The organism is Jeotgalibacillus proteolyticus (genome assembly GCF_050107735.1).
Taxonomy (GTDB): domain Bacteria; phylum Bacillota; class Bacilli; order Bacillales; family Jeotgalibacillaceae; genus Jeotgalibacillus; species Jeotgalibacillus proteolyticus_A.
Genome location: NZ_JBNILO010000003.1, coordinates 321832 through 336287, shown reverse-complemented (window position 1 = coordinate 336287; position 14456 = coordinate 321832). Strand labels below are relative to the sequence as shown.

Annotated in this window: 11 protein-coding genes and 1 other annotated feature; of the genes, 6 read left to right on the top strand and 5 right to left on the bottom strand. The window is 42.7% G+C overall.

What is annotated here, in order from left to right; genetic code table 11:
* Positions 1-206: 206 nt before the first annotated feature.
* From ccpA to motS, 3 genes are read left to right on the top strand one after another with little or no spacing between them, the layout of a single operon-like run.
* Entirely contained in the window at positions 207-1214 is a 1008-nt protein-coding gene (ccpA, locus tag ACQCT8_RS06915; RefSeq protein ID WP_278242160.1) for a catabolite control protein A, read from the top strand.
* A gap of 33 nt (positions 1215-1247) precedes the next feature.
* A complete protein-coding gene (locus ACQCT8_RS06910) occupies positions 1248-2036 on the top strand; it encodes a MotA/TolQ/ExbB proton channel family protein (protein WP_426869688.1) in 789 nt (262 codons plus the stop codon).
* Positions 2029-2751 (top strand): flagellar motor protein MotS, encoded by a 723-nt coding sequence (gene motS / locus ACQCT8_RS06905; RefSeq protein WP_426869686.1) that lies wholly within the window; start codon positions 2029-2031, stop codon positions 2749-2751. Before ACQCT8_RS06910 ends, motS begins: the two co-directional genes overlap by 8 nt.
* Positions 2752-2851: 100 nt before the next feature.
* Here motS and ACQCT8_RS06900 read toward each other — a convergent pair whose 3' ends face one another.
* Genes ACQCT8_RS06900 through ACQCT8_RS06890 form a run of 3 tightly spaced genes read right to left on the bottom strand, consistent with a single transcriptional unit; the run spans position 2852 to position 5309 of the window.
* Entirely contained in the window at positions 2852-4039 is a 1188-nt protein-coding gene (locus ACQCT8_RS06900; RefSeq protein WP_426869684.1) for an acetoin utilization protein AcuC, read from the bottom strand.
* Positions 4009-4656 (bottom strand): acetoin utilization AcuB family protein, encoded by a 648-nt coding sequence (locus tag ACQCT8_RS06895; protein ID WP_426869683.1) that lies wholly within the window; start codon positions 4654-4656, stop codon positions 4009-4011. The genes ACQCT8_RS06900 and ACQCT8_RS06895 overlap by 31 nt, the downstream gene beginning before the upstream one ends.
* Before the next feature lie 20 nt (positions 4657-4676).
* The gene (locus tag ACQCT8_RS06890) at positions 4677-5309 is read right to left on the bottom strand and encodes a GNAT family N-acetyltransferase (RefSeq protein WP_426869681.1); all 633 of its coding nucleotides are present in this window, start codon (positions 5307-5309) and stop codon (positions 4677-4679) included.
* A 187-nt stretch (positions 5310-5496) separates the two neighbouring features.
* Here ACQCT8_RS06890 and acsA point away from each other — a divergent pair, with 187 nt between their 5' ends.
* Positions 5497-7215, top strand: coding sequence for an acetate--CoA ligase (acsA, locus tag ACQCT8_RS06885; protein WP_426869679.1), 1719 nt, complete (start codon positions 5497-5499; stop codon positions 7213-7215).
* A gap of 57 nt (positions 7216-7272) precedes the next feature.
* On the opposite strand, the gene ACQCT8_RS06880 is transcribed toward acsA, so the two are convergent.
* Positions 7273-10314: a transglycosylase domain-containing protein gene (locus tag ACQCT8_RS06880; protein WP_426869677.1), complete on the bottom strand. Its 3042-nt coding sequence runs from the start codon at positions 10312-10314 to the stop codon at positions 7273-7275.
* Positions 10315-10463: 149 nt separating this feature from the next.
* Positions 10464-10674: a binding site (T-box leader), on the top strand.
* Between the two features lie 389 nt (positions 10675-11063).
* Here ACQCT8_RS06880 and tyrS point away from each other — a divergent pair.
* Positions 11064-12323 carry a tyrosine--tRNA ligase gene (gene tyrS, locus ACQCT8_RS06875; RefSeq protein ID WP_426869675.1) on the top strand — a complete coding sequence of 420 codons (1260 nt, stop codon included), beginning with the start codon at positions 11064-11066 and terminating at the stop codon, positions 12321-12323.
* A 282-nt stretch (positions 12324-12605) separates the two neighbouring features.
* Complete coding sequence (locus ACQCT8_RS06870; protein WP_426869673.1) at positions 12606-12854, top strand: hypothetical protein; 249 nt, start codon at positions 12606-12608, stop codon at positions 12852-12854.
* Between the two features lie 318 nt (positions 12855-13172).
* Here ACQCT8_RS06870 and ACQCT8_RS06865 read toward each other — a convergent pair whose 3' ends face one another.
* On the bottom strand, positions 13173-14336 hold the full coding sequence (locus ACQCT8_RS06865; RefSeq protein ID WP_426869671.1) for a DUF4317 domain-containing protein: 1164 nt from the start codon (positions 14334-14336) through the stop codon (positions 13173-13175).
* Positions 14337-14456: the final 120 nt, after the last annotated feature.

Here is a 14456-nt window from a genome sequence, read left to right as displayed (position 1 = left end):
TGGCTTTATACCCAGCTGCACATACTAATAAATACGAACGTTTTATGTCTTCTTACTCTAATGATTGAAAGCGTTACAACACTAGCGTATGATTATGTACATATGTGAACAAATAGCTGTACAGACAAGTTAATCTTAGATTCTGTCCGCTTTTTCGTGTAAAATGAAAACAAATGAAAATGAGAATGCTTAAAGGAGCGCTTACAATGAATATAACGATTTATGATGTAGCAAGAGAAGCAAATGTATCAATGGCGACTGTTTCACGTGTTGTCAATGGCAATCCGAATGTCAAACCGGCTACAAGAAAAAAAGTGCTTGAAGTCATCGATCGTCTTGGCTACCGTCCAAATGCAGTAGCAAGAGGGCTGGCAAGTAAAAAAACAACTACAGTAGGGGTTATTATCCCTGATATTTCCAATATCTTCTTCGCTGAGCTTGCACGTGGAATTGAAGACATTGCCACGATGTATAAATACAACATCATTTTAAGCAACTCAGACCAGAATGAAGAAAAAGAGCTTCATTTATTGAATACGATGCTTGGAAAACAAGTGGACGGAATTGTATTCATGGGAGGAAATATAACGGAGGAGCATGTGGCTGAATTTAAGCGTTCACCTGTCCCGATCGTTATTGCAGGCTCAGTCGATGCTACAAATGAAACACCGTCTGTTAATATCGACTATCATCAGGCTTCTTTTGATGCTGTATCACGCCTGGTTGAAAAAGGCCATAAAGAAATTGCTTTTGTCAGCGGACCATTTCACGATACGATCAACCGGGCATTAAAGCTTGAAGGCTATCGTGAGGCACTTCAGGAAGCCGGCATTGATTATACAGATGATCTGGTCATTGAGGGCGATTATACGTATGACAGCGGACTTGAAGCATGGTCACGTCTGCAGGAGCTTTCAACAAAACCGACTGCTATCTTTGTAGGTAATGATGAAATGGCGCTTGGCGTAGTGCATGGTGCGCAGGATCAGGGATTAAATATTCCAAATGATACTGAAGTCATCTCGTTTGACAGCACAAAACTCGCTCTAATGGTTCGCCCGCAGCTAACATCTGTTGTTCAGCCGCTATATGATATTGGTGCGGTTGCGATGCGTTTACTCACAAAATTAATGAATAAAGAAGAAATTGATAATCAAACAGTGGTTCTTCCTCATCGAATTGAAGGCAGACAATCAACAAAAAACGAAGGCTAATCAGCCGATTGTATAACGGCAGGGGAGACGGTTATGAAAAATCTTGATTTTCTGACGCCTGCTGGGGTGGCAGCAGGGATATTGATGATTGGTATTGCAGTAGCGTGGAATGGGGGATTGGAGGGCTTTTCTTCCTTTCTCCACCTTCCTTCTTTTTTAATTGTTTTTGGCGGCATTCTGGCTGCCATGCTCGTCAGTTTTCCAATCCGTGAACTTAAACGGTTTGGCAGAGTAAGTGTTCAGTCTTTTAAAAGCTCAAAAGATAATTTAAGAGAAACAGTAGATTTGTTTGTTCATCTTTCAGAGATTGCCAGAAAAGAAGGCATCCTTTCGTTGGAAAAAGAGCTTGCAGAGATTCACAATCCATTCATTAAAAGAGGCATTTATTTAACGATAGATGGTGTCGATGCAGAAACCATAGAAAACATTCTTCACGCTGAAATGATCTCATTGGAAGAGCGCCATCGCAAAGGAAGAAGAATGGTGGAAAAGGCAGGGGATTATGCACCTGCGTGGGGAATGATCGGAACGTTGATTGGGTTGATTTTGATGCTGAAAGATTTAAATGATCCCGCTTCTTTAGGACCGAATATGGCTATTGCTCTTTTGACGACGTTTTATGGCGTCCTTCTTGCGAATCTTGTTTTTAATCCAATGGCTGCAAAGCTTGCGACTTCGACAGAAAAAGAATTATTTACAGGCTGGGTCATTGTAGAAGGGGTCATTGGCATTCACAACGGACAGAACCCAAGAGTTCTTGAGGACCAGCTTGCTGTTTATTTAACCGGGGAAGAGATGACACCTGGAGTCCGTAATGGCTAAAGGTAAAAAACAGATTATCAGAGTTGAGGACCGATCGTCAGATACACCAAAATGGATGATTACATACGCTGATTTTATTATGCTGATTCTTGTTTTTTTTATTCTGTTATTTTCCATTTCTCAAATGGATGAAGAAAAATTTGATGCAATTGCGCAATCGTTTAAGGAGGAGGGCTTATTTGATTCCTCTCCTTCTATTGTTCCTTTTGAAGATCCTATTGACGGAGAGGAGCAAAACGATGAGCAGCTTGACAGTCTCATGCAGCAGATCCAGCAGTATCTTGAAAGTGAGAATCTGCAGGATACAGTTATAGCTTCAAGGACTGATAGGGGGGTGGTCATTGTTTTGCAGGAACAGGTTTTATTTAATTCGGGAGAAGCGGAAATTCTTCCTCAGGCATTTTCTGTACTCGACAAAGTAGGGGAACTGCTTGAAGGAATTCCTAATTTCGTGAGAGTGGAAGGACATACAGATGACCGTCCTATACAAACTGCTCAATACCCCTCAAACTGGGAGCTTTCAACAGCCAGATCAAGCAGCGTTCTCCGTTATATGCTTGACTCCCAAAAGCTTGAAAGTGAGCGTTTTGCCGCGGTCGGCTATGGCGATACAAGACCCGAAGTTCCGAATGACGGCCCTGCCAACTGGACGTTAAACCGAAGAGTAGAAATTGTGATATTAAATCGTTTTTATGAAGAAGAGTCAGAACAGTAAAGAAGCAATGAATAAATACGAATAAATCAAAATAAAGAATGCCCTCAAAAATTTTTCATGAGGGCATTCTTTTTAGTTTAGTGAATGGCTTAAAGCAGTCTTACTTTATGGATTGAGACCGTATAGGGTAAAGCGCTTTCTCCACAGTCTGCTGATTTTTTTCTGAGATCTCTTTTTTTCTTGGAATCTCTTTATATAGCTGATCTGGGTCGGACCAGGTGCTGATTAACGGAACAGGCGATTCCTTTTGCCATTGATTAAGCCAGTCTGAAGAAATCGCATCAGATGGAAGTTTGAAATCGGACATCTCCAGCCAGATTTGAGCCCATGCTCTGGGTACTACCCGCCAAATATCATATCCTCCGCCTCCAACAGCTATCCATCTGCCTTCACAGTACTCATGGGCGAGCTGATGAGCCAGTCTGGGGATTTCACCATATATCTTCATAGTCGATGAAAGGTGAGTGAGCGGATCTAAACAATGGGCATCCGCACCATTCTGCGTCAAGATAACATCCGGTTTAAAAAATTCAACAATTTCCCGAAACGATTGTTCGTATGCTGCGAGAAATGACTCATCTTCCGTAAACGCGTCAAGTGGAATATTGAAGGAGTATCCATATCCTTTTCCATGACCGCGTTCATTAACCGCTCCTGTGCCGGGGAACAGGTAGCGTCCCGTTTCGTGAATAGAGAGTGTACACACGGAGGGATCATCATAAAATGACCATTGAACCCCATCTCCATGGTGGGCATCTGTATCAATATATAACACTTTTGCCCCGTATTTTTCCTGCATGTACTTTATGGCTACTGAGCTGTCATTATAAATGCAAAATCCGGAGGCTTTTCCTCTGAAGCCGTGATGAAGACCCCCGCCAAGATTGACTGCATGCTGTGCTTTTTTTGACATCACCATATCTACAGCTGTCAGCGTACCTCCCACAAGCCTTGCACTCGCTTCATGCATGCCTTTAAATACAGGAGTGTCTTCTGTCCCAAGCCCGTAGCTTTCAGCTTTCTCCCCAGGCAGCTTTCCCTCTCCTGCGAGCTTTACTGCTTCTATATACGCTCTATCATGAACAAGCGACAATTCTTCATCAGTTGCCAGCCTTGGCGGAATAATATCCTCGTCAGAAATGGCGTTTGTTTTTCGCAGCAGATCCAGCGTGAGCTGCAGTCTTTTCTGATTAAACGGATGGTCATTTGAAAAACGGTAATTCAGCAGGTCATCCGAATAAATAAAAACAGCATTTTTTAAAGCGGATGGTTGGGAAGTTGTGGCCATAATACATCGTGCCCTTCCTCGCGCAGATCATCAATGACGGACATGGGATTCATTGTCTGTACGCGAAATACTAAAATCTTATAATTTTCGTCTTTCTTATCTGGATAAACAAGCACACTATGAATATTGGAATGATTTTTCCGAATGATTCCGGCTACTTCAAAAAGCATGCCTGCTCTGTCAGGAACTTTTACTTCAATTTGCGAGCCAGGCTGCTTCGCACCAGTCAGTTGAATTAAGGTATGTAATAAATCTGTTTCAGTTACCATGCCGATTAATTTTCCATCACTCACGATAGGCAGGCATCCAATTTGTTCTTCCATGAACAGCAGCGCAATTTCTTCTACAAAATCTAAAGGGTGTCCTGTAATTACAGGTGTTGTCATGATGTCCTTTACTTTAGTATTAAATAGTTCCCGCGAATCTGCAGGTTGAAAGGGGGAAGGAGAAAACTCCTTAATATCCCTGTCTGTTAAAATTCCTATCACCTTCTGAGAGGAATCCAGTATAGGCAGATGTCTGATTTTAAATTCTGCCATTTTTTCGATCGCCTGTGCCAGGGTGGATTCTGGAGTAAGTGTGTGCACATTTCGAATCATCATATCTTCTATAATCATGACGGACTTCCTCCTAGCGATTAGTACATAAACCGGTTCATAAAGCGCAGCTGATCAAATTGTTCAATGGATGATGGATGAATCCGCTTTCCAATCCTGGCCATTAAACAATTTGCCGGGTGCGAACTGATTTCGGGATCGTCTGTTGCGTAATATTCCAAACCGCCTGCATTCATCATCTTTTCCATTACTTTTCGATATTCCCATACATTCAGACCTGTTCCTTTTAAATCCCAATGCCAGTAGTATTCAGTTGTGATAATAATGTAATCTTCCATGGCATCATCCATCATGGATACTCGAAGAAGATTTTTTCCTACAGACGCACCGCGGAACTTCGGAATGACTTCAATTGCACCAAGCTCAATTAAATTCTCCATTTTGCCGTGAGACCAGCGTTCAAGGGGATCCGGATACAGATACGTTACATAGCCGACGATCGTATTATGATCTCTGGCAATAATAATTCTTCCTTCAGGAAGGTCAGCGATTTCGATCAGTGCTTTATGCTGCTGGGCCGGCGGTCGAAAAGCCACAAGGTCTTCATGAAATTCCAGGGAAGAAAGGTCGTTTGCTGATAAGGGCCCTTCAATCACAATGGAACCTTTCGTTGTTTTGAGTTCCTTTGCATTGTAAATTTTAGTATGGTCCATATGGACGGCTCACCTACATTTCATAGAGGTTCTATCTATAGCATACCTTAAAAAATAAAGCGCTTTCAACTAAAACATTCAGATAAGTCGAATGCCGCACTAAAAAGTCTATTATTTTTAAAAATTGAGATAATTACGTTTTTGTACTATACTGAAGTGGACATTTCTTACATAGGGGGACGATTTTATGAAATTGGAAGCGTTACCATCAGTAAATGGGAAATATAATTTAAAAGACTACGACGAAGCAGTATCAAGCTTCAATTGGAAAGAAGCTGAAAAAAACTTTTCCTGGCATGAAACAGGCAAAATAAATATGGCATATGAAGCAATTGACCGTCATGCTGAAAACGACAAGAAAAACAAAGTTGCATTATATTACAAAGATGGAAGCCGCAATGAAAAATATACCTTCAGAGAAATGAAGGAGCTGACGAATAAAGCTGCGAATGTATTAAAAAGCCAGGGAGACATAGAAAAGGGAGACCGAGTATTTATATTTATGCCCCGATCGCCTGAATTGTATTTCAGCCTGCTTGGTGCACTGAAAATTGGCGCTATTGTCGGCCCTTTATTTGAAGCCTTCATGGAAGGGGCGGTCAAAGACCGACTTGAAGACAGTGAAGCAAAAGCCATTATCACAACACCCGAATTACTTGAACGTATACCTGTAAGCGAGCTTCCAAATCTTAAACACATCTTTGTAGTAGGAGAACAGGTAGAAGAAGATGGTGTTATTATCGATTTCATGAAGCATTTTGCTGCTGCGAGCCGGTCCTTTGCCATTGAATGGCTTGAGAGGGATGATGGTTTGATCTTGCATTATACATCAGGCTCTACCGGAAAACCCAAGGGTGTTCTGCATGTTCAGGAAGCGATGCTGCAGCACTATCAGACCTCAAAATGGGTGCTTGACCTGCGTGACGATGATATCTACTGGTGTACAGCGGATCCTGGGTGGGTCACGGGAACTTCTTACGGTATTTTTGGACCGTGGCTGACTGGTACCACTTCTGTTATTGTAGGGGGGCGTTTCAGTCCTGAAGCATGGTATCAGACATTGGAAGATTACGAGGTTACAGTCTGGTACAGTGCCCCTACTGCATTCAGGATGCTGATGGGAGCCGGAGATGAGCTTGTGAAAAAGTATGATCTTTCTGCTTTGCGCCATGTGCTTAGTGTTGGGGAGCCTTTGAATCCTGAAGTTATCCGGTGGGGGATGAAAGTATTCCAGCACCGCATCCATGATACATGGTGGATGACAGAAACAGGCGGACAAATGATCTGCAACTACCCGACTCTTGATATAAGACCCGGTTCAATGGGAAAACCATTTCCTGGAGTCGAAGCAGCAATTGTAGACGATCAGGGAAATGAGCTGCCCGCGAATCGAATGGGAAACCTGGCATTAAAAAAGGGATGGCCTTCGATGATGAACACCATCTGGAATAATGAACAAAAGTACGAGTCCTACTTTATGCCAAATGGATGGTATGTTTCCGGTGATTCCGCTTATAAGGATGAAGAAGGCTACTACTGGTTCCAGGGCCGCATTGATGATGTCATCATGACGTCAGGAGAGCGTGTTGGGCCATTTGAGGTTGAAAGTAAGTTAGTGGAGCATCCTTCCGTTGCTGAAGCAGGTGTAATCGGCAAGCCAGATCCTGTGCGGGGAGAAATCATTAAAGCTTTTATAGCGCTGCGTGAAGGATATGAAGCATCAGATGAGTTAAAAGAAGAGATTCGCCAGCATGTCAAAAAAGGGCTGTCAGCTCATGCTGCTCCGCGTGAAATTGAATTTAAAGACAAGCTTCCAAAAACCAGAAGCGGTAAAATCATGCGCCGTGTGCTCAAAGCATGGGAACTGGACCTTCCAACTGGCGACTTGTCCACCATGGAGGATTAATAGAAAAAGTAAAAGAGGTCAACCGGCAACCGGTTGACCTCTTTCTTATGCTGCTTGTTATTCCTCATCATCCGCTGTGTCTTCACTTGAGTCAGAAGAATTTTCTTCACCCTCACCGTCATCTTCTTCCTCGTCTTCCGGAGGATCTTCCGGTGGCGGCTCTTCTTCTTCAGGAGGATCCTCAGGCTCTTCGTCTTCCGGTGGATCAGGAGATTCAACGGGTTCTTCAGGTTCTTCTTCATCTTCCTCATTATTGCCATTTCCGTTCCCGCTGCTGTTTCCTCCTGATGGTGGAGTTGAAGCAGGCGGAGTTGACGTTTCCTGTGATTCTTCACTTTCTTCAGGTTCATCAGGTTCCTCCGGTTCAGGAGGAGGTGCTGATCCTATTCGCACTTCGTTTGAACGTGCAGATTCTCTTCCTGCAACGTCAACTGCAACTACTTCATAGGTGCCTGAAGAAAGAGAGGCAGTCAGTGTATCATCGACTTTCCGAATGGCGACTTTGCTGTTTCCTGAATAGACGCGATAACCTACCACATCACTGCTTCCTGAAGGAGTCCATGTAACTGAATCTCCGGAAGCTCTTGCTGTTACAGAACCAGGGCTGCTCCCGTCATCTTCAAGTCTTTCGTCAGCAACAAGCAGATTATCGAAATAATCATTGGTATCAGAGAATAGCTTTGAAGCATCTCCTCCATAAGGATAAAGCATCTTTTCTGCGAAATCAGGACTCAGTAAAGCGCCTGTGGATGAAAATTCATCCGGTGTTGAATCAAGCGCAACATATCTCTGTCCATTGATTGTAACGTATTTAGAAGTGGATAACCCTTCGCTTTCTCCTGAAGGCTTGTACGCTTCCGTTGCTATTGTGCTGACTGTCAGCCCAGCGTCAGAACATGCATCGTCTGCCGGGAGACCTGTAAAGGAGCAGATCGACCGGTTAACAACTCCATCTGGACGTGCGAATTCTTCAGAAGGGTCAATCAAATCAGGATTAACTTCTCTGGCCTGATTCATCATCTGTGCCCAAAGCGTGATGGCTCTGCGGCTTGCTTCTGTTCCCATTGAAGATGGCTGATCATAGCCAAACCAGATGCCAAAAGTAATATTCGGATTTGTGCCGATAAACCAGTTGTCATGAAACTCACTGGATGTTCCTGATTTTGAAGCCCAGTCAGTTGAGAAATTTAAAGCTTGTGGAGCTGCTGTGCCTGAGCCGTTTACCATCGTATCTCTCATCATGTCAAGCGTGACGTAAGATGCGGCCGGTGAAAATATTTTCTCCGGTGCTGTCTCATGCTCAAAAATCACATTGCCTTCCCGATCAAGAATTCGCTCGATCATATAGGGTTCATTAAATTGGCCCATATTTCCGATAGCAGCATACGCAGCGACATTTTCTTCCACTGTCAATCCATGATCCAGCCCTCCCAAAGAAAAGGCAGGATATGAATATTCAGCATCACTGATTCGTTCGGGCCCAGTTTTTTGCAGAAACTCTCCTGGATTGTACCCATCGGCAAGCATCTTGCCAAAAAGTCTGGCAGCAGAAAGGTTATGAGATTTGGCAAGAGCTGTTCTAGCAGGTAAAATCCCATATTCCTGACCTGTTACAAAGTTAACAGGTGTCCACCCATTATGAGTAAAGCTTACGTCAACGACCGGACTTGCTGCTCCAATCAGTCCATATTCAACTGCTGGTGCATATACAACAAGCGGTTTGATAGTTGAGCCGGTAGAACGATAGGTTTTGGTCGCGTGATTGGTCTGTTCCTGTTCAAAATCTCGGCCGCCGGTGAAAGAGATGATTTTCCCTGTATGGTTTTCCATCAAGACAGATCCTACTTGAACAGGGGCGTTTATTTCCACGCTTTCTCCAGTTTCTTCGTCAATGTCAGTAACCAGCTTATCAGGACCATAATTTTCATATTCATTTTTAGCGACTTCCATTGCATCATACAGATCTTTATCGATGGTGGAGTGGATTTCATATCCACGCTGCCCTAGATCTCTTTTGGCAATTGCCTCATACTCATCATTAAGCGACTGACTGTCTTCTACCTGTTCTTTAGGGTAGCCGTCCTGTTCAGCAAGATAATATTTTAAGATATCAACAGCTCGGTCTTCCAGTTCGCTGGTCACATACGGATAGCGGTCTACAGCACTGGAGGAAGGGGGGATAAAGTCCTGTGTTAAATCATAGTTTAGAGCTTCATCATGCTCCTCTTGAGTTATTGAACCTTCCCGGAGCATTCTATAAAGGACTTCCTGTTTCCTTTCTACTCCCGGCTGAAGGCCTTCAGGTGATTTCAATTCACCTGCATTGGTAAAAGGGGTATAGCCAAAAGGCGCCTGTGGCAGACCGGCGATAAATGCGGCCTGAGGAAGCGTCAGATCCTTTGCATCCACACCGAAAATACCCTGAGCAGCTGTCTGAACACCGGCGATATTATTTCCTGAGGAATTCCTTCCCATATCTGCCATATTCAAATAAGCCTGAAGGATTTCTTCCTTATCAAAAAATCGTTCGACACGAAGCGCAAGCAGAATTTCTTTTGCTTTTCTGTCAAAAGAGACTTCATTGGTCAATACCTGGTTTTTGATTAACTGCTGTGTGAGAGTGCTTCCCCCTGTTTGATTTGCAGAGTTGGTCACTTCCTGAAATAGAGCACGCATTATCGCTTTAGGCACGACACCGTCATGCTCCATAAAATATTCATCCTCAGTGGCAATTACAGCATCAATTAATAGGGGAGAAACATCTTCGAGGACAACCTGTTCTCGTTCCAAGTCCGTTCTTATTTTCCCTAAGTACACTTCATTGGCGAAATAAATATCGGAAGTTTCTGTGTAATTATATAAATCCGTCTGAAGGGATTCATAAGAAAGCACTTTTTCGTCCTTTACAAGAGACGCAAAATATCCGGCACCTACTCCGCCTGCAAATGCTGCACCCAGAACTCCAAAAATAATGAGAAGTAAAAAAATATTCCACAAAACCTGATAGGAGATTCTGAATTTCTTTGCAGCACCTGCATTTACAAAAGCAGATTTTATAGAAAGCATGCGTTCTTTAAAGGCAAGTTTGCGATCTGACAATAGTTATCATCCTCCTTAAAACATCTTCTTTATTATAACATATTTTGCAGGAATTCAATGGATATTGCGGCATAATGTGCACGATGAAATCATAGGGGGCTTGACATCCTTCTAATTTGTGTGGTAAAAATACGTTAACTAAACCCTATATTGAAGCATTGAAGAGAATAAGTAGAGAATCCTCCCTGTTATTTAGAGAAGCGGTGGCCGCTGAAAACCGCTACAAAGGATTGATTGAATTACACTCTCTGAGCTGTTTTCTGCCCTGGTGGAAGACCGGATAACCTCCGTTATAAAATGAAGTGGAAGAGACAACGTTCTCTCAAGCTGGGTGGTACCGCGCATAAAAGCGTCCCTGCATAAGCAAGGGGCTATTTTTATGCGCTTTTTTAATTAGAAGCGCAAGCGGCCCGTCTAGACCCGACAAGTTTAAGACCCGGAGCAAAAGGAGGCGGGATTATGCCTCCGTTGATCTGGGACTTAAAACCTCGAGGGTCTGGCCGCTGGAGCTGGATAAAGTAAAAGCGCAAGTGGCCCGTTTAGACCCGACAAGTTTAAGACCCGGAGCAAAAGGAGGCGGGTTTATGCCTCCGTTGATCTGGGACTTAAAACCTCGAGGGTCTGGCCGCTGGAGCTAGATAAAGTAAAAGCGCAAGCGGCCCGTCTAGACCCGACAAGTTTGAAAGCATGAGAAAAGCAGGAGCATCAATTCAAAGTGAAACGATTATCCCGATAAAGGAGGAAAAAAGATGGAATTGCTCAATGATTTAGCGTGGAGAGGAATTATTTATCAGCAAACGGACGAGGAGGGAATGAAAGAACTTCTTGAAAAGGAATCCGTATCTTTATATTGCGGGGCTGATCCAACAGGAGACAGCCTTCATATTGGACATCTACTGCCTTTCTTAACGATGAAACGATTTCAAAATCATGGACATCGCCCAGTAGTTCTTGTAGGGGGAGCAACGGGACAAATCGGTGATCCGAGCGGTAAAAAAGAAGAGCGCTCACTGCTCACGACGGAGCAGGTCGAGTACAATGTGAAATCCATTCAGGCGCAGCTTGAGAAAATCTTTGCTGTTTCAGGCAAGACAGGTGCTGTCATGGTGAATAACCTGGATTGGATCGGCAAAATCGATATGATCTCATTCCTTCGGGACTACGGAAAATACGTAGGCGTGAACTACATGCTGGCAAAAGATACAATTTCATCAAGGCTCGAAACAGGCATTTCGTTTACAGAATTCACGTACACAATCATTCAGGCTATGGATTTTAACCATTTGTACAGAGAATTTGATTGTAAACTGCAAATTGGCGGCAGTGATCAGTGGGGGAATATTACAACAGGTCTTGAACTGATCCGTAAAATGAATCACGAAGCAAAAGCATTCGGCATGACGATTCCGCTTGTCACAAAGGCGGATGGAACCAAGTTTGGCAAAACAGAAAGCGGAGCAATCTGGCTTGATGCCGAGAAAACGTCCCCATACGAGTTTTATCAGTTCTGGTTTAACGCTTCAGATGAGGATGTAGTAAAATATCTTAAGTTCTTCACGTTTCTTGAAAGAGATGCCATTATTGAGCTTGAAAAATCTGTTCAGACAGAGCCGCATTTACGCGCAGCTCAAAAAGCACTGGCGGAAGAAATGACGAGAATGATTCACGGGGAAGAAGCGCTCGAAGAAGCTCAGCGTATTACGGCAGCCCTGTTCAGCGGAGACTTGAAAACTCTCAACAGCACTGAATTGAAGCAAGGATTTAAAGATGTTCCGGCTCACACGGTGGAAAAGGAAGAGTCAGCTTTGTTGATTGATGTGCTGGTGAATGCAGGTATTTCTTCATCCAAGCGTCAGGCGAGAGAAGATGTAACAAACGGAGCTGTATACATTAACGGCGACCGTATTACAGATCTAGATGCGGTACTTGAAGGGGACTTGAGGTTGGATGGTGAATTTACCATTGTACGGCGGGGCAAGAAAAAGTATTTTATGATTCGTTACGCATAATAAAAATAGAGCTTGGGACAAAAGTGTCTCAAGCTCTACGACCGGTTCACTTCGCTTCAGGCGGACGCTTTCCGCAGGGACGGCGCTGAGCCCTCCTCAAGGCTTTGCCTTTCGGGGTCTCAGCTTGCCGTCATATCCTGCAGGAGTCGCCACCTTTCACTCCGCTCACCTATTACTATTAATAAATATATCCTCTTTTTTAAAACTTTTTTGAGTTTTGTCGCAGCCTCATTTTTTGTTTATAATTTAGAATTAATATTAAGATTATAAAAAGGGGAAAAAATGCCGGTTATTAAACATGAAATCACTATCAGCGCACCAATAGAGAATTGTTTTGATCTGGCAAGAGACGTTGATATACATACGAAAACGACTGGTAATACAAGAGAAAAAGTAATTAGCTCGAAGAAAACCGGCCTGCTTGAAAAAGGTGATAGGGTTCAATTTGAAGCTGATCACTTTAAAATAAAGCAGAGGCTGATGTCCCAAATTATTGAATTGGACCGGCCTTATTTTTTTAGGACAAAATGATAAAAGGTGCTTTTCATTCTTTCCATCATTCTCATTATTTCAAGAAAGAAGGCACCCAAACCATAATGACAGATGTATTTGATTATCTATCACCTTTAGGTCCGCTTGGAAGAGCTGCTGATAAGCTGTTTCTTAAATAATACATGAAAAATTTTCTTTCCGTCCGCGCACTTGAATTAAAGCGGATTGCTGAAGATATGTCTGCAGGCAGCAGATTTGTGTTATTTTAATATGCCTTAAAAACACGAACCCACAAAGCCTTTGCTGAGTAGTAATGCTGCTGATCCTCAGTTGAAAATGCTTGTTTATTAAGAAGCGTTACTCATTAAATGCTTCCGGGAGCATCTTAAATCCATCGATCTCTGCGTCTTCTTCTATTTCAATCATAATACAGCGCTTCCCATTATAATTAACCTGCCTTACGAATTCGAGATCCTGGGGGCTAATTGAAATGTTTGCAACTTTCGTATTGATTTTAATCGATTTCGATTTATATTTTGGAACAATGCTGCTTGCTTTCAGTTCATAGGATTCGTTATCCGTAATCATACCGAAAGCTTCTTTAATCTTTTCCCCATCCACTTTCTCGCCGCTGTTACTCAGTACACGCTCCACATCTTTATAATCAAGTTTTGGCGATTCACCTTCGTCATTTTCCTCAATGGCTGTATTGATTTCTCCGTATACTTTTGCAAGAGTGGAGGGGGAGAGCTGGTCTCCAACTACATTCCTGATTACCTGCTCAAACACTGCTTTATCTTCTTTTGCTGTCATAATTTCTTCACTATTTAAAACTTCATCTATAAAGCGGTAGTCAGGCTCATTTGCTTTGCCTGCTGCATAAAGAATATGATTTACGTCAGCAGATTGGTTCGTAAAGCATGGAAAGAGAAAGCCCGTTAGTGGATTTTTAAGGTCAATGACAGGATCCACTTCGATTTTGTATTTAAACTCTTTTTCAATATAGTCAAATTGAATTTCCTTTTTCGGCTCGTCTGTTTTATTAACCGTGCAAAGAATAAAATGATGAGCGTAAACAGCATCGCGGTCACTCGTTTCAGCCTCGTCATTTCGGCTTTTCGTGGGCTTCATGTATTCGGCGCGAATAAACGTAATTACCGTATCTTTTTCATATGGCTGGTCTCTGATCATTTTTTCAGTCATGATCAGCATCTGGTCCTGCCAGTCATCCGTACCGCCCAGTAATCCTTTATGTAAAATCAGCTGACTGCTGTTCTCAGCATCACGCTGAAATTTTAATTCGAATAATTTTTCATTTAATCCTCCCGTAAGCACTTTTTTAAAATTGTTCATAAAAAGTTCCTGCTGATTACTGTCCAACAGTTCAAAAGGCTGTTTTTGAGCATGATAGATTTCAGTGGATTCCTTCATAATATACACATTAAATATTTCAGAGATTCTTAACAGATCATTGTCTGCTTTAAATTGCTTGCGGATGCCGGCAATATCTTTTTTTTCCATTTATATGTTCACTCCTGAATGTAAAGTTAAGGATTTTACTGCACTTATTTTACCATATAGAGATTGGATTTAAGCGATAAATGTTTAGCTTAGTATAACGCTCTGAAAAATAAGAAAAGC